Source organism: Sphingomonas agri (genome assembly GCF_038148795.1).
GTDB classification, from domain to species: domain Bacteria; phylum Pseudomonadota; class Alphaproteobacteria; order Sphingomonadales; family Sphingomonadaceae; genus Sphingomicrobium; species Sphingomicrobium agri.
The window spans coordinates 17,420-32,781 of sequence record NZ_JBAPEU010000001.1 but is presented as its reverse complement, the minus strand read 5'-3'; the positions used below and the strand labels follow the sequence as shown (position 1 = coordinate 32,781).

Annotated in this window: 15 protein-coding genes; 9 read left to right on the top strand and 6 right to left on the bottom strand. The window is 62.7% G+C overall.

What is annotated here, in order from left to right:
• Positions 1-2 precede the first annotated feature (2 nt).
• Both V8192_RS00145 and V8192_RS00140 read left to right on the top strand, forming a co-directional pair.
• Positions 3-224, top strand: coding sequence for a KTSC domain-containing protein (locus V8192_RS00145; protein ID WP_341631035.1), 222 nt, complete (start codon positions 3-5; stop codon positions 222-224).
• 33 nt (positions 225-257) lie between these two features.
• Entirely contained in the window at positions 258-410 is a 153-nt protein-coding gene (locus tag V8192_RS00140; RefSeq protein WP_341631034.1) for a hypothetical protein, read from the top strand.
• On the opposite strand, the gene V8192_RS00135 is transcribed toward V8192_RS00140, so the two are convergent.
• Entirely contained in the window at positions 407-913 is a 507-nt protein-coding gene (locus V8192_RS00135) for a hypothetical protein (RefSeq protein WP_341631033.1), read from the bottom strand. The two genes, V8192_RS00140 and V8192_RS00135, sit on opposite strands and share 4 nt — an antisense overlap.
• A gap of 81 nt (positions 914-994) precedes the next feature.
• On the opposite strand from V8192_RS00135, the gene V8192_RS00130 reads away from it, so the two are divergent.
• The 3 genes from V8192_RS00130 (at position 995) to fahA (ending at position 3,890) form a co-directional block, all read left to right on the top strand.
• Positions 995-1,204: a hypothetical protein gene (locus tag V8192_RS00130; RefSeq protein ID WP_341631032.1), complete on the top strand. Its 210-nt coding sequence runs from the start codon at positions 995-997 to the stop codon at positions 1,202-1,204.
• A 119-nt stretch (positions 1,205-1,323) separates the two neighbouring features.
• Entirely contained in the window at positions 1,324-2,607 is a 1,284-nt protein-coding gene (hmgA, locus tag V8192_RS00125) for a homogentisate 1,2-dioxygenase (protein ID WP_341631031.1), read from the top strand.
• Positions 2,604-3,890 (top strand): fumarylacetoacetase, encoded by a 1,287-nt coding sequence (fahA, locus tag V8192_RS00120; RefSeq protein ID WP_341631030.1) that lies wholly within the window; start codon positions 2,604-2,606, stop codon positions 3,888-3,890. Before hmgA ends, fahA begins: the two co-directional genes overlap by 4 nt.
• Before the next feature lie 51 nt (positions 3,891-3,941).
• Here the strand turns inward: fahA and V8192_RS00115 are convergent, their stop codons facing one another.
• A complete protein-coding gene (locus V8192_RS00115) occupies positions 3,942-4,565 on the bottom strand; it encodes a hypothetical protein (protein ID WP_341631029.1) in 624 nt (207 codons plus the stop codon).
• Positions 4,562-5,248, bottom strand: a complete 687-nt coding sequence (locus tag V8192_RS00110; RefSeq protein ID WP_341631028.1) for a hypothetical protein — start codon at positions 5,246-5,248, stop codon at positions 4,562-4,564. Before V8192_RS00110 ends, V8192_RS00115 begins: the two co-directional genes overlap by 4 nt.
• A 245-nt stretch (positions 5,249-5,493) precedes the next feature.
• Here V8192_RS00110 and V8192_RS00105 point away from each other — a divergent pair, with 245 nt between their 5' ends.
• Complete coding sequence (locus V8192_RS00105; protein ID WP_341631027.1) at positions 5,494-6,036, top strand: YdcF family protein; 543 nt, start codon at positions 5,494-5,496, stop codon at positions 6,034-6,036.
• 10 nt (positions 6,037-6,046) lie between these two features.
• Here V8192_RS00105 and V8192_RS00100 read toward each other — a convergent pair whose 3' ends face one another.
• Positions 6,047-6,985, bottom strand: coding sequence for a ketopantoate reductase family protein (locus V8192_RS00100; RefSeq protein WP_341631026.1), 939 nt, complete (start codon positions 6,983-6,985; stop codon positions 6,047-6,049).
• Positions 6,986-7,031: 46 nt separating this feature from the next.
• On the opposite strand from V8192_RS00100, the gene V8192_RS00095 reads away from it, so the two are divergent.
• Together V8192_RS00095 and V8192_RS00090 are read left to right on the top strand one after the other, a co-directional pair.
• Complete coding sequence (locus tag V8192_RS00095; RefSeq protein ID WP_341631025.1) at positions 7,032-7,793, top strand: MBL fold metallo-hydrolase; 762 nt, start codon at positions 7,032-7,034, stop codon at positions 7,791-7,793.
• 48 nt (positions 7,794-7,841) lie between these two features.
• Positions 7,842-11,324, top strand: a complete 3,483-nt coding sequence (locus tag V8192_RS00090) for a trifunctional glycoside hydrolase family 18/polysaccharide deacetylase/glycosyltransferase family 2 protein (protein WP_341631024.1) — start codon at positions 7,842-7,844, stop codon at positions 11,322-11,324.
• Here V8192_RS00090 and V8192_RS00085 read toward each other — a convergent pair.
• On the bottom strand, positions 11,318-12,328 hold the full coding sequence (locus V8192_RS00085) for a dipeptide epimerase (RefSeq protein WP_341631023.1): 1,011 nt from the start codon (positions 12,326-12,328) through the stop codon (positions 11,318-11,320). The genes V8192_RS00090 and V8192_RS00085 overlap by 7 nt on opposite strands.
• Positions 12,329-12,374: 46 nt before the next feature.
• Positions 12,375-13,007, bottom strand: a complete 633-nt coding sequence (locus V8192_RS00080) for a helix-turn-helix domain-containing protein (protein WP_341631022.1) — start codon at positions 13,005-13,007, stop codon at positions 12,375-12,377.
• Positions 13,008-13,145: 138 nt separating this feature from the next.
• Between V8192_RS00080 and V8192_RS00075 the strand changes: the two genes are divergently transcribed.
• Positions 13,146-15,362 (top strand): TonB-dependent receptor, encoded by a 2,217-nt coding sequence (locus tag V8192_RS00075; protein WP_341631021.1) that lies wholly within the window; start codon positions 13,146-13,148, stop codon positions 15,360-15,362.

Here is a 15,362-nt window from a genome sequence, read left to right as displayed (position 1 = left end):
GCGTGATCCGCCGTTTTGTCTACGACGAGATGGAAGCGAACCTGTGGGTCGAATTCACGACGGGCCGCAAATATGTCTATTCGAACGTGCCGCAGGAAGTCGCCGACGCATTCCGCGGCGCCTTTGCCAAGGGCGTCTATTTCAACACCCGGATCCGCGATAACTTTCCCTACCGCGAGATCACCCCTGTCCACGAGCCCGAGCGCGAGGAAACCCAATCTTAAATCGCGCCGACGATAATCGCGGCCATGTTCCCGATGAAGACCAGCTGGATTTTCCAGAGCCGCTGGATGGCCCTCATCTTCGCGGCAGGGATCATCTGGTTTGCCTATGATTTCGCCGTGTCGCAGCCGCAGGGCGACAATTCGGCAGCAAATGCTGAAGCCAACGCCGCTCTCAACGCCCTTTAATTGTCCTTCCAGTCGATCCGTTCGATATGCCAGCGGCGCTGCGCCTCGGTCGAACCAGGAACATCGTTGACGCGCCTCAAGACGGCAGTCCCGTCCTTGTCGAGCTGCTGACCGCGTAGGCGTCCCGAGACCTTCAGCGGCACCGATACGTAGATCGAGCCCGCGGCCCCGTCCTGGAGACCCGCGGCTCCCGAGGAGACGGTCAAGCTGGAATAGCCCTTGAAGCGCTCGTCGAATTGCGGCCGCGGCGGGGCATTGGGACCAAGCAGCATGTAGGCATCGTTGAACCTTCCGGCGTTCAGCAGCCGGACGAAGCCTTCGACCAGCTGCTCGGCAGCTTTATTGCTCTTGGGATCGATCGTCGGGGCTGGCCTGGGCGGCAGCCGGGAAGGGGTCTGCCGCTCCGGATAAGGCTCTGGAGCACGGGCCTGGCGCTCCTCGTGCCTCGAGCATCCGCCCATCGTTATCGTGATCGCGGCAATGATGATGGCGCCTCTGTTCATGGTGCTTCCTCTGCACAGCGGAACCCCGCTCGCGGCAGTTCGTTCGTTTCGCCAACACAACAGGGCAAGGAGAAGTTTCCAATGGCCGATGATCGCGATGATGGTCCGCGCGAACACACGACCGTGGTGGAGACAGGTGGCGGCGGAGGCGGCGGTGCCGTTCTCGCAGTCGTTCTGCTGATCATCGTGGTACTGGTGCTGCTCTATCTCTTCCGGGGTCAGCTTGGCCTTGGCCACAGCACCAACGTCAGTATTCCCAACAAGATCGACGTCAACGTCAACCATAGCTGACGAGGAGAGGGCAGCTATTGCGCGGGCGGGTTGCGAGTCCCCGTCCGGGCATTCGGGCGCGGTCCTTAGAGGCCGCGCCCGTTTGATTGTGCGCGGTTGAGGCAGTAACTCCCCCTTCGATGACCGACGCCCTTCACTACATGACCGGTTTCGGCGGTCATTTCGAAAGCGAGGCCGTTCCGGGAGCACTTCCCAAGGGCCGCAACTCCCCGCAGCGGCCCCCGTTCGGCCTTTATGCCGAGCAGCTCTCGGGCAGCAGCTTTACCTCGCCCCGGCATGAGAACCGCCGCTCGTGGCTGTACCGGATGCGCCCGACGGCCGATCACCGGCCCTTCGTCCGCTATGATGGCGCGCCGCTGTTTGCGCCCGGCGTGAGCAAGGAACCGCTTGCACCTAATCGGCTGCGCTGGCATCCGCCGGCGGACCTGCCCCCTGACAAGGATTTCGTCGACGGCATGGTGACCATGCTCGCCAACCGACATCCCGAGGATCTCGAAGGCGTCGCCGTCCACCTCTACAGGGCCTCGAGGAGCATGGAACGCCGCGTTTTCGTCGACGCGGACGGCGAGCTCCTCATCATGCCGCAGGAAGGGACGCTTCAGGTCCTGACCGAGTTGGGGCGAATGGACCTGGCGCCAGGCTCCATTGGCCTCGTGCCCCGCGGAGTGAAGTTCCGCGTCGAGGTCGAGGGCGACAGCCGCGGCTACGTCGCCGAGAACCACGGCCTGCCGCTGCGCCTTCCCGAACTTGGACCCATCGGCTCGAACGGCCTTGCCAATCCGCGCGATTTCGAGACGCCGGTCGCGTGGTTCGAGGACAAGGACGAGCCGACCGAGGTCATCCAGAAATCGCTCGGGAGCCTGTGGTCAACGACGCTCGATCATTCCCCGCTCGATGTCGTCGCCTGGCACGGGAATTACGCGCCGTGCCGCTACGAGCTCTCCCGCTTCAACGTGATCGGGACCATCAGCTTTGACCATCCCGACCCCTCGATCTTCACCGTGCTCACCAGCCCCAGCAATGTCCCGGGCCGGGCGAATGCGGATTTCGTGATCTTCCCGCCCCGCTGGATGGTCGGCGAGGATACCTTCCGGCCGCCGTGGTTTCATCGCAACGTCATGAGCGAGGCGATGGGCCTCATCCAGGGTGCCTATGACGCCAAGGCGGAAGGCTTCCAGCCCGGCGGATTGTCGCTTCACAACCTCATGAGCGGGCACGGGCCCGACGTTGAGAGCTGGCGCAAGGCGAGCGAAGCTGAATTGAAGCCCGTGAAGATCGCGGGAACGATGGCATTCATGGTCGAGACCTGCTGGCCTTATCGCCCGACGGCTTGGGCCCTCGAAAGGGCGCAACCCGACTATGACATGGCCTGGACCGGATTTCCGAAGGCGAAGCTCCCGTGATCGATGAAAGCAATGATCCGGCGCTGAGAAGCTGGTGCGAGAGCGCGCAGGGCAGCGATTTTCCGATCCAGAACCTTCCGCTCGGAATCTTTTCGGTCGGTGAGCGGCGGCGGCAGGCGGGAGTTGCGATCGGCGACTTCGTCCTCGACCTAATGGGAATTGCCGATCTCCTCGACGAGGAGTGGCGCGAAGACCTCTCGCAGCCAGTCCTCAATAGCTGGCTCGCGCGTGGCCCGGAGGCGGGAAGGGCGCTGCGCCACCGGCTCTGCGAAATCCTGAGCGACGAAAGATATCGGGACGATGTCGAACCGCAGCTCGTCGGTCAGACGGAGGTTCGGCTGCACGTCCCCTGCATCATCGGGGATTACACCGACTTCTACGTCGGCATCCATCACGCGACCAATGTCGGAAAGCAGTTCAGGCCCGATAATCCGCTGCTCCCGAACTATAAATATGTGCCGATCGGCTATCATGGCCGGGCAAGCTCGGTCCGGGCGTCGGGCGAACCCGTCATCCGGCCCAATGGCCAGCGTAAGGCTCCGGATGCGGAAGCCCCCGAATATGGTCCCACGCGCCGCCTCGACTACGAACTGGAGCTTGGGATCTGGATCGGCGAGGGCAACGAGCTTGGAACCTCCATCCCCGTCGGCGAAGCGGGCGATCACATCGCGGGCTTTTGCCTCCTCAACGACTGGTCCGCGCGAGATCTCCAGGCCTGGGAATATCAGCCGCTCGGCCCCTTCCTGGCGAAGAATTTCCTGACGAGCATCAGTCCGTGGATCGTCAGTCCCCAGGCGCTTGCGCCATTTCGGAAAGCCATGCCGCCGCGGCCCGCAGGTGACCCGGAGCCGCTCTCTTATTTGAACGATCCGGCGGATCGCGAAAGCGGCGCCCTTTCGATCCAGCTCGAAGCGACGCTCACAACCAAGAAGATGCGCGATGAAGGACTTGCTCCGCACATTCTCTCGCATGGTTCGGCGGACGCGGCGATGTACTGGAGTGCAGCCCAGATCGTCGCTCATCACAGCGCGAACGGATGCAATCTCCAGCCGGGCGATCTCATCGGAACGGGTACGCTCTCGACCGACAATGCGGGCGGTCTCGGCTCGCTCCTCGAAATCAGCCATGGCGGCAAGCAGCCCCTGCAGCTGCAAAACGGGGAAAGTCGCAGCTTCCTCGAAGACGGCGATGAAGTGATCTTGAAGGCATGGTGCCAGGGGGACGGGGGCCTTCGCATCGGCTTTGGCGAGTGTGTCGGCCGGGTCGTCGCGAGTACCAGCTGATCTTCAAAGCGCCCGACGAGACCGATTGCTCGGGCGCGGTCCTCTAAAGGACTAGTTGCTTCCTTTGATGCGCTGGATGGTTGCGAGGCGCTTGCGGGCATCCGGACTGCCGGCGCTTGCGGCCTCCCGGTAGAATTTCTGTGATTTATCGACGTCGCCCTTGGCAAAATAGAGCAGGCCAAGGTTACTGAGGATCAGCCTTCTCGTGTAGAGCGGCATGTCCGCCAGATGGGCATAGCCCTGCAGAAGATACTGCTCCGACCTGTCGAGATTCTTCTTCCGGTAGAATTGCGCTCCGATCGAATTGTAGATCGAATACCAGCCCAGCTGTTTTGCGCACTCCTTGTCCTTGCTGGCCAAGCTCTTCTCGGTGGTGACGAGCCGATTCAATCCCGCGTCGGCAGATGCTCCGCCGGACGAGATCTCGATGGTGCCAAGGATGAAATTCGCGCCGAAGTTATCCTTGTCCCTGTTGAGGAGACCCTTGAGCACAGCCTCAGCCTGCCGCTGCTGGCCCGAATCCCTCAGCACAATCGCCCGGTCGATCGTGGAACGGTCCGGGTCGCATTTGTCCGGGGCGCCCGCGGCAGGAGAACAGGTCGCGCCGATGACAAGCGCAGCAGCGCAGGAGATCGCGCGTGATGCAGTCCTTCTCGCGGGCGAGATCGGCTTCATTGCGAGGGTCTCACGACGTCCCCGGCATCGGTAGCCATTTGGGCGTTGACCATGTCACAGACGCCGTTCTGCGAATTGCTCGGAACGCGGCGACAGGCTTGTTCGAGGGATTTCCTGAAGGTCTGACTTGAGTTGTAGTTTTGTACGTAACTGTTTTCCAGCTGGTCCAGTCCAACGATCTTCCAGTCTATGCCGTCCCTTCCTCGAACCGCGATGACCCCATCGACATACTTCGCGAATTGGCTCGAGCCATTCTTTGTCCTGTACTGCATCACAAGCCGGAGCTTGCTGTTCTTGTCGACGTCGGTAAAGCTCGAGGGGTCGGGCATGAAATTAGCGGTCACATAGGCAGTCGGATTATTGTTGGCCTGCCTGAGAAAGACATAGGCGCCGGCAATCATTATTCCGGCAAACGCGACAACACCGACCCAGACGAACTGCGCGCCGCGCTGAGAAAGCGGTGCGAAGGCTACGCCGCAAACGAGAATGAACAGGGCGACCATGCCGAACACTGCGATCGGATATCCCGAAGCATAATTGTCTGTGTTCGCGAGGATCTTCTGAAGGCCAAGAACTCCAAACAGGCTGGCCGCAAAGCCGGCGCCGCCGACAACTCCTGCTCCGGCATAGTTCAGTGGTTTACGGGTAGCCGCGGTTCCGGCCTGGCCTTCTTCTTCGCTCATGAGCCCAATCCCCTGTGAGCAATGCCCACCCTCGTCAGATCAACCTGAGGAAATCGTGCCAGCCCTTTGGTCGGCCCCAATGGACTCTAAACCTGTGCTTGTCTTTACTTATACAGTATTCACCGAAGTATTGCTACCTTCATGCCGCTGAAGTCGGCCTCGAATATTTCCCGATGCGGCAACGGACGAGAGGACCAGATGCCAGTAGCGCCCGCGAGCAATCCTGGTCACGGAAATCCGGGCCAATGAGCGCCTGCCTGATCATCTTTGGAGCCGCAGTCCGTGCCGATGGAAATCCAAGCGGAACCCTCGCCAGGCGTATCTTGGGGGCATTGGAGGTTGCTCGCGGGCTCGACGATGCGGTTTTCCTCGCGACGGGAGGCGCGGGCGACAACGGCATCGTAGAGGCTGATGTCATCGGTTCCCGTCTTTCAGCAGCAGGGATCGATCCATCGGCGATCATCTTCGACCGGGATGCGACCGACACGTTCGACTCCATCGTCAATTGTGACCGGCTGCTGCGCACTATCGACGTCGACTGGGTGGCGGCCTGCACGAGCCGCTATCACGTCCCCCGCTGCAAGCTCCTTCTGCGGATGCTTGGATGGAAGGTCCGCGCAGTCCACATGCCATCCGACTGGGGACATGTGCCGACGGCAAGGCTCGTCAGCTACTATCTCAAGGAGTTCGTCTCGACGCCGTACGACCTGCTCCTCGTGGCCCTCTATCGCCTGCGTAACGGTAGCGGCCCGCGACACGATAAATTCCGCCCGAACAGCGAGGAGTGATGCGGCCTCCTCAGGACGAACAAGGGAGCAGGCCCAGGCTTGCGGCCATCAACCTGGTGACCCCGTAAAGCCGGTCGAGCGCCGGCGTCGCTATCCCCTTGATCGCTGCAATTTCGCGCGGAGCTCCGAGCAATGCCTCGAGTTCGATCGGCCGTCCCGCCTCGACGTCCTGGAGCATCGATGTCTTGAAGGAGCCGAGGCTGGCGGTGACGGCCATCCGATCTTCCCCGCTCTCGCTGATCGGGCAGCCGACACCTGCCCCGATCGACGCGAGTTCCGCCATGCCCTCCAGCATCCACGAGCGGCACTCGTCATCGGCGAGGATGCGGTCGCACGGAGCCCGCACCAATGCAGACATCGGGTTGATCGTCGCATTGCCCCAGAGCTTGTACCAGATCGAGCGGCGGACATTGCCGCTGAGGTCAGGACGAAGGCCTGCCTCGTCGAAAACGGTAAACAGGCGTGCGGCCCGCTCGCTCGTCTCGCCGCCATGGGGCTCGCCGATGATGAGCTTGTCGGCATGCTTCACGACGACTGTGCCCTCATCCGACCGGCTGCACGAAGCGTGGACGACGCAGCTGAGAATTTGTCCGAAGGGGAGGGCGGCCGCGACGCTTCCGTCGGGATCGACGGATGTCAGCCGCATGCCTTCAACGAACCACCAGGGAACCCCGTTCAGCATGGGGACGATGAGGGTACCAGGTCCGACGAAGTTTCGCGCTGACTGAGCGGCGGAAGCGAGCGCCGTGGCCTTGACGGCGAGGATCAAAAGGTCGGCCGATCCTTCAATTCGCGTCAAGGTGGCTGTCGTTGCCGCGCCGCCTTCGAGGAGCGTGACGGAACCAAGAGCACCGCGGCTGGTGATCGCCATGACTGGGTTGCCGGCGAGCGCGAGCTTTGCTGCTACCCAGCCCCCGATCGCGCCGGCGCCGACAACGCAAATGTTCATGGCTCCGCCGATGGGCTAAGAGACACTTGGTGGGCAAGGGGGTCAAATGCTGTTTCGCCAGCTGTTCGAGCCGATGTCGTCGACCTACACCTATCTTCTCGCATGCGAGAAGACGGGGGAAGCGGCGCTTATCGATCCCGTCTTCGAGACCGTGGAACGCGACCTCGACCTCGTTTCGGGCCTCGGGCTGAAACTCGCCTCGACCCTCGAGACCCACATCCATGCCGACCATGTGACGGGCGCCGGCAGGCTTCGAGCACTCAGCGGATCAAAAGCCGGGTTTCCGGCCGCAAGCGGCGCTGAAGGTGTCGATTTCACCATTTCCGAAGGACGGCCGGTGAGGATCGGCACCCTCGTACTGAAGCCCATCTACACGCCCGGCCACACTGACGATCATCATGCCTACCTCATCGAGACCGCCGGCGAAGCGCACATATTCACAGGCGATGCGTTGCTGATCGAGGGGTGCGGGCGAACCGACTTCCAGAACGGTGATGCGGGGACGCTCTACCGCTCGGTGCGGGAGAAGATCTTCGCGCTTCCCGAGGAGACACTCGTCTATCCTGCGCACGACTACAACCAGCGGCGCGTCAGCAGCGTCGCGCAGGAACGGGCGCGCAACCCCCGCCTTGGCAACGGGAAGACCCTTGAGGAGTTTGTCGCCATCATGGCGGCCCTCAATCTCCCCCGACCCAAGAAGATGGACATCGCGGTTCCTGCGAACCTCGCGTGCGGCGATGTATCTGCGGGTTTGGACGCCGACAAAACAGTGCCGCCGATGAACGAAACATTCAGCGAACGTCGATGAACGAAACGTCATTGGCGCGGCGTTCAATCTCTGAGTAGCGCGCGATCGATGCTTGACCGCCAGATCTTCTACGACCCTTCTGGGCGGCGCCGTAAGCGCTTCACGCTCGGGATCGTCCTGTTCGTTGTCCTGAACCTTCTGGTGGTCGCGGCCCTGTTCGCGACCATCCGGGTCGTCCCGCCGCAGGCGCCATTACCGGTTGCCCTCGAGCACGGCGTCGCTCAGCCCGCGCCCAAGTCCTCGCTGCTGGCCCGCACCAGTCGCCAGTTCGATCTTGCAATCCGCCGGCTGCTCGGAACTCAGCCTCCAAGTCCGCGAAAGGTCGGTGCCCGCAAGGCGACCGCAGTTGCAACCGCCATGAGGAAGCCGCTCTACGTTGGCTTTTACGTGCCGTGGGACGAGAGCTCGACCTTCTCGCTCCAGCGGCACATCGGCGACCTCGACTGGCTGGCGCCGGTCTGGGTGACCGTCACTGGACCAGGTCACCAATTCAACATCCTTCCCGATCGCAACGGCCGAGCGGTGATCAACGCTTCGGCGCATCGTCCGCTGATCCTTCCCGTGGTGCAGAATTTCGAAAACGGACAGGTAGACCAGCCCGGCGCCCAGTCGCTTCTGGCCGATCCAGGCGCGCGGCGGCACTTCCTCGATCAGCTCGAAGCCTTTCTCGTCGCGAACCATGCCTCGGGCGCCGTGTTCGACTTCGAGCAGCTCGATCGACCCTCACAGTTCAATTACCTCGAGCTGCTGCGCGAAGCGCGGCTGCGTTTCGCCAAGCACGGCTGGCTGGTGACGGTCGCTACTCCCGTCGACCAGAACTGGGATCTGAGGCGTTTCGCGGCGCTCGCCGACAAGCTTTTTGTCATGGCCTATGACGAACATTCGAACGACGGTCCGCCAGGGCCGATCGCTTCCCAGCAATGGTGGGTAAACTCGATCGCCACGGCGCTGAGGCAGGTACCCCGCGACAAGGCCATCGTGACAATCGGCAACTATGCCTACGACTGGCACGACGGCGGAGGCGATCCGGACAATGTCGAAGAAGCCTGGGTGGACGCGGGCGACAGCGATGCGCCGCCCGTCTTCGACCGTGTCTCGGGAAACAGCACCTTCGCCTACCAGGACGAGGCGGGACACCAGCACACCGTCTGGCTGCTGGACGCGGCAAGCGCGTTCAACGAGCTGACGCTCCTCGACCGGGCCGGCATTCACGACGTCGGATTGTGGCGCCTCGGCGCGGAAGACCCCGCCTTGTGGTCGATCTTCGGGCGCAACGTCGCGATGCCGCGTACGCCCTCGGGCCTCACGCGCCTCGCGCAAGGGACCAACGTCGATATCGAAGGCCAGGGGGAAATCCTTCGCATCACTGCGCTTCCGACGCCGGGCGAGCGGCGGCTGACCCTGGGCCGGAACGGCCTCCTGTCGAACGTGGACTTTGTCCGCGTTCCCCGGCCCTTCACGATCACGCGCACGGGCTATCAGCCGGGCCTCATTGCCTTGACCTTCGACGACGGGCCGGACGCGCAGTGGACACCCAAAATCCTCGACATCCTCAAGGAGAAGCACGTCCCCGCCACCTTCTTCATCGTCGGCGAGAATGCGCTGACCCAGCGCTCGCTACTCGAGCGCATGATCCGCGAGGGCCATGAAGTCGGAAGCCACACCTACACGCACCCCAATCTCGCAACGGTCGACAACACGCGGACCCTGTTCGAACTGAACGCGACGCAGCGCCTGTTCGAAGCGTTCACGGGACGCACGCTGAAGCTCTTTCGCGCGCCTTTCTTCGGCGACGCCGAGCCGACGACGGCCGATGAAATCCTGCCCGTCTGGGACGCGCAGAACCGGGGCTATGTCTCGGTCGGCCTCCACGTCGACAGCGAGGATTGGCAGAAGCCCGGAGTTCCGGTCATCATCAACAACGTTCTCCAGCGGGTGCTGACCGGGAGTACAAATTGCAACGACCAGTCAGAATCGCAGTGCAGCCGCAACATCGTGCTGCTTCACGATTCGGGCGGTGACCGCAGCCAGACCGTCGCTGCGCTCCCGATCCTCATCGATACGCTTCGTGCAAAGGGCTACCGGTTCGTTCCCGTTTCCGAGCTTGCCGGGCTTTCGCCGCAGCAGGCGATGCCGCCGCTCTCGCCCTCGGATCATCTTGCCGCGCGGGTCGACCTTGGTCTCTTCGAGACGATCGGTCTTGCAATCCGGGCGCTGGGGTTCCTGTTCGGCGCCGCGATCGTTCTTGGCATTGGCCGTGCGCTCGTCCTCACGGGCCTGGGACTGGTCTCTGCCTGGAAGGAATTGGGGATCCAGCGTCCGCCGGTCGATCCCGAGACCTTCGTCAGCGTGCTCATTCCGGCGTTCAACGAAGAACGGGTGATCGAGCGCTCGGTGACCCACGTGCTTGCAAGCGAAGACGTGCGCCTCGAGGTGATCGTGATCGACGACGGTTCGAAGGATGCGACCTCCGACGTCGTGGAGCGGGCGTTCGGCGGGGATGAGCGGGTCCGGCTCCTGAAGCTTGAGAATGGCGGGAAGGCGAGGGCGTTGAACGAGGGGCTTTCGCTGGCCCGAAGCGAAATCGTGATCGCGCTCGATGCAGACACGCAGTTCGAACCCCGCACCATTGCGCGGCTTGCGCGCTGGTTTGCCGGCGACGATCGGCTCGCTGCCGTTGCCGGCAACGCCAAGGTCGGCAACCGCGTCAACATCGTCACCAAGTGGCAGGCGCTCGAATATATCACTGCCCAGAACCTCGAGCGCAGAGCCCTTGCGCGCCTCGGAGCAATGGCAGTCGTCCCGGGAGCGGTGGGTGCCTGGCGCAAGCAGGCGATCCTCGAGGTCGGCGGCTATCCTCCCCAGACCCTTGCCGAAGACCAGGACCTCACGATCGCAGTCCAGCGGGCCGGCTGGCACGTTGCCTACGACCAGGGTGCCGTCGCCTGGACCGAAGCGCCCCAGAGTTTCCGGCAGCTCGCGCGCCAGCGCTTCCGCTGGGCCTTCGGAACCATCCAGTGCGTCTGGAAGCATAAGGTCATCATGGCGACCGGGCGGCCGCCGGGCCTCGCTTTCATCGGCCTCCCCCAGGCAATCCTGTTTCAGCTCCTGTTCGCGCTGATCTCGCCGATCATCGACCTGGCGCTCGTCGCCAACATCTTCTGGACGGTCAGCTCAATCCAGGAGCACGGCTATACGGCGATGAAGGGCGATCTACGCCTTATCGCCCTGTTCTGGATTCTCTTTGCAGCGATCGACCTCACGGCCGGCCTCATCGCCTTCGCGCTCGAGCGGCGGGAGAATTGGCGGTTGCTGGTGTGGCTCATTCCCCAGCGCTTCGGGTACCGCCAGATCATGTACTACGTTGTGATCAAGGCGATCATTCAGGCGCTGCGCGGACCGCGCGTCGGCTGGTCCTCGATTGCGCGCTCAGGCGAAGTGCAGCTGCTCGCAAGAGGACGCAGTAAGCGCGCGAAGCGGGCGGATCGCGAGCTTCGGACGTCGCCTCGCCCTTCACGGGAGGATCACTGACCTGAGCCCCAGATCCTCTCTGGAGCAAAGATCATCCCGTCCCTGTAGATTTCGTTCGCGAGCGGATCGTCAGCCAAACCGTACGGGCCATCGAGATCCACAAAATCGCACAGCTGCGCGAGTACAAATGCCGGCGCCATCGCGAGCGTCGAGCCGCCCATGTTGCCGACCATCAGCTGCTTACCAAGTGCCCGTGCCTCGCGAGCCATTTGCAGGGCCTCGGTGAGGCCGCCGCACTTGTCGAGCTTGATATTGATCACATCAAAGTGATACGCGCGCTGCCGAAGCTCGGCGAGCCCCAGGATGCTCTCGTCGGCCGCGACCGGTATTCCCGGCTTCCAGCCTTCGAGAGACGCTTCGTCTCCGCGCTTCAAGGGCTGTTCAATGAGCGAAATCGAAAATTCGCGAGCTGCGCTTGCCAATCGTTCGAGATCCCTGGCGACAAATCCCTGATTGGCATCGACGCCCAGCCAGACGTCAGGCCGCGCTCTTCGCACCACCGTCATCCGCTCGCGGTCGACATCGACGTTTCCATCAAGCTTCAGCTTGATCGCCTTGGCGAACGAAAGCCTTTCGACCTTGGTTTCTAGAATTGCAGGATCGTCAGCTGGAAGGGTGAAGGTCGTCACGAGGGCCCTCGGACCGGGAACGCCGGCCAGCTGCCACACCGGCCGCGTCGTCAGCCGTGCCTCGAGCTCCCACAGCGCACAATCAAGCGCGTTTCGGCCGCCGCAGGGCGGCAAGATGTCCTGAAGCCCCTCTCTCGAGAGGCCGGATTCAACCTCGGCTCGCACCGTCTCGATCGTCTCCAGCATGTGTTGCTGGTCGTCGCCCAGATAATAGACGCCCGCGGCCTCTCCCCGACCGGTCGTCCCCCTCTCCTCGATCTTGGCGACGATCGATGGCATCGCCTCGAACACGTAGTTCGTGATCCGGAACGGTTCGGCGAACCGGATCGCGGCCTTTTCCAGGGTTAGCGTCCGCGACGCCGTCGTCGTTGCCATGCACGCTGCATAGCAATTGAAACGAAAGTTTCAAATATTGAAACGATCAGTGAGGATCGCTCCTGCCCTCCGACAGATGCTGACGCTTCCTCGCCGTATCGGCGAGTTGCTGGATGCCCTGGCCGGCGCAGACGGCAAGAACGATGCATGGCTCAGTGCTCGTGCGGACATAGCCATGAGCCATGCCGCTATCGAAGTAGATCGAGTCTCCGGGCCCGAGCGGAAGCGGCGCGTAAAGATCGGAATGAAGCTCCATCGAGCCGCGAAGGACGTAGAGATATTCCTCGCCGCCGTGGCGGACCAGCCCGCCAAGTTCATCGACGCTCCTCGCCTGGACGTCGATGATGATCGGAATCATCATTTTTCCGAGCAAATCCGCGGCCGGGTAGTGATGGACGTGCTTCTCTGAGTCGGCGTCCAGCGCCTCGCCCGCGCGCGTGACGCTGCGGCGGCCGACCGCAATCGGAGCAGTGCGCTGCTCGGCGTTCGCCAGGAGGTCCTTGATGTCCACGTTGAGGGCCTGCGCAAGCTTGATGAGCTTGTCGTAGGTCAGCGTCATCTTGCCATTTTCGAGCTTCGAGAGCGTCGAATAAGGCAGGCCCGCGCGAGCCGAGAGAGCCCGCAGGCTGAGGCCCTGCGCAATCCTCACATCGCGAATCGCACGGCTCGGCGCAGGCACCGGGTTGCCCTCCCCGGGCCGGCCTGACGCGGGGCCTTTTCCCTTTATTGTTGCTTCATTCATGGCCTGACCAGAAACCAGTTGCTAATCTTGAAACACTCCTGCAATGATGGCACCATTCTGGCGGGGAGAGCTAGGGTGAAGTTTCAGCAGAATATCGGGACGTTTCTTGTTGGCTCGTGCCTGATTGCGATCGCGGATCCGGCGCTTGGCCAGAATAGTGATGCGACCAGTCCAAATGCGCAGCCTCCGGCCGTCCAATCGCAGGGCGACCAGAACGCCATCATCATCACTGCTCAAAAGCGGACCCAGCGCCTGATCGACGTTCCCCAGTCCGTGTCGGTAATCTCGGGCGCATCACTGGACAATCAGCATGCCCAGCGTCTGTCCGATTATCTGACACGGATCCCCAGCGCGAACGTCGTCGAGAGCCAGGCGGGCAATTCGCGCATCGTGCTCCGAGGCATCAACACTGGCGGCGTCGGGGCGACCGTTGCCACCTATATCGACGAGACGCCATTCGGATCGGCAACGAGCCTTGCGAACGGCGCCGTCCTCGCGCCTGATCTCGACCCCTTCGATATCGCCCGGGTGGAGGTTCTGAGAGGTCCGCAGGGAACGCTCTACGGCGCCAATTCTCTTGGCGGACTGGTCAAATATGTAACCATCGCTCCTGACCCGCGCGCATTCGACGCCGCAGCGGAACTCGGAGGCGAGGACGTCTCTCATGGTGACCTTGGCTGGTGGGCCCGAGCGGCCGGCAACCTGCCGCTGTCAAAGGACGCCGCGGTCCGGGTCACGGGCTTTTACCGTCGCGACCCCGGCTACGTTGATGATCCGACGCAGGGCAGGGACGTCAACGACGGACACACCTATGGCGGCCGCTTCTCGGCACTCCTTGCACCCGGAAGCCGGCTCAAGATCCGCGTGTCCGCGATGCTCGAGAACATCCGGAGCAACGGCACCAACACGGTAGACCTCGACCCGGTGACGCTCGATCCCGCCTACGGCCGGCTCACTCACAAGCGTCTGATCGCCGAACCGAATGACATTCGCGACCGCATCTACAACGCAACGATCGAATATGACTTCGGCCCGGCCAGCCTCGTTTCCGCCAGCAGCTACGGGACTCTTGATCAGCACATCCTGGAAGATGCGAGCGCGGTTTACGGTCCGCTTCTTACCGGCGCGCTCGGAATGCCGCTCGGCGCCGGCGTCAACCAGCGCTTGACCCAGCGTCGCTTCACGCAGGAGGTGCGGCTGACCTCGACGCGCAATGACGTTCTCGAATGGACGATCGGCGGCTTCTACACGCATGAAAAGAACCGGCTGGGGCAGGATCTCTACGCGGTCGACGGGGTGAGCGGCGATACGGTGCCCTCACTGGACGGGCTCGTCATCGTCGACTTGCCCTCGCGCTATACGGAATATGCGGGCTTCGCCAACGCCACATGGCATATCGTGCCCAAGTTCGACATCACGGCGGGCGGGCGCTGGAGTCACAACAAGCAGTCGGAAGAACAGGATACCGGCGGGCTCCTCGTCGGCAGTTCGGTTTTCAGCGGACGCTCATCCGATAGCGTCTTTACTTATGCGATTGCGCCGAGCTTCAAGCCGAACGCCGATACGCGCGTTTATGCGCGCGTCGCGAAGGGATATCGTCCAGGCGGGCCCAACGCAGTGTCTCCCCTTGCGTCAGATGCGGTCCCGCGGACCTTCGGGCCCGACACCACGACGAATTACGAAGTTGGCGTGAAGACACAGACCCACGATCATCTGCTCTCGCTCGAGGTCGCAGCCTTCCTCATCGACTGGAAGAACATCCAGCTACTGGCGCAGATAGACAATCTCGGCGTCAACGTGAACGGAGGAGCAGCGCGCAGCAAAGGTGTCGAGGTTACCGCGGGACTGAATCCTGACCGGTCCCTGTCGCTTTATGCGACAGGTTCCTTCGTCGATGCCCATTTGACGCAGGACGCACCTGCCGCGGTGGGCGGCCTCAGGGGAGACCCGCTGCCTTACAATCCCAAGTGGCAGTGGACGATCGGCGCGGAGTACGAGCGGCCCATGAGCCCAGGCGTGACCGGCCACGCGGGCCTTAGCTGGCATTATACCGGAGTTCGCTACGCCGACTTCGAGGCGGGCGCCTCCCAAAGGCGGTTGCCGGCATACTGTCAGATTGACGCGCATTCGGGGCTCGACGTTGGGCGCTTCCGCATCGATGCATTCGGCCATAACCTCACCGACGCGCGGGGGATCACCAATGTCGGCTTCTTCGGCGATGTAAACGGCAACCTTGCCGCCGCTGTAATCCGGCCACGCTCTTTCGGGCTTGCGCTTGGCTATCGCTATTAA

Excerpts from the sequence above, each read along its gene's own strand:
- V8192_RS00140 (WP_341631034.1), top strand. The coding sequence starts at position 258 with ATGAAGACCAGCTGGATTTTCCAGAGCCGCTGGATGGCCCTCATCTTC.
- V8192_RS00135 (WP_341631033.1), bottom strand. The coding sequence starts at position 913 with ATGAACAGAGGCGCCATCATCATTGCCGCGATCACGATAACGATGGGC.
- V8192_RS00130 (WP_341631032.1), top strand. The coding sequence starts at position 995 with ATGGCCGATGATCGCGATGATGGTCCGCGCGAACACACGACCGTGGTG.
- hmgA (WP_341631031.1), top strand. The coding sequence starts at position 1,324 with ATGACCGACGCCCTTCACTACATGACCGGTTTCGGCGGTCATTTCGAA.
- V8192_RS00115 (WP_341631029.1), bottom strand. The coding sequence starts at position 4,565 with ATGAAGCCGATCTCGCCCGCGAGAAGGACTGCATCACGCGCGATCTCC.
- V8192_RS00110 (WP_341631028.1), bottom strand. The coding sequence starts at position 5,248 with ATGAGCGAAGAAGAAGGCCAGGCCGGAACCGCGGCTACCCGTAAACCA.
- V8192_RS00105 (WP_341631027.1), top strand. The coding sequence starts at position 5,494 with ATGAGCGCCTGCCTGATCATCTTTGGAGCCGCAGTCCGTGCCGATGGA.
- V8192_RS00100 (WP_341631026.1), bottom strand. The coding sequence starts at position 6,985 with ATGAACATTTGCGTTGTCGGCGCCGGCGCGATCGGGGGCTGGGTAGCA.
- V8192_RS00095 (WP_341631025.1), top strand. The coding sequence starts at position 7,032 with ATGCTGTTTCGCCAGCTGTTCGAGCCGATGTCGTCGACCTACACCTAT.
- V8192_RS00090 (WP_341631024.1), top strand. The coding sequence starts at position 7,842 with ATGCTTGACCGCCAGATCTTCTACGACCCTTCTGGGCGGCGCCGTAAG.
- V8192_RS00085 (WP_341631023.1), bottom strand. The coding sequence starts at position 12,328 with ATGGCAACGACGACGGCGTCGCGGACGCTAACCCTGGAAAAGGCCGCG.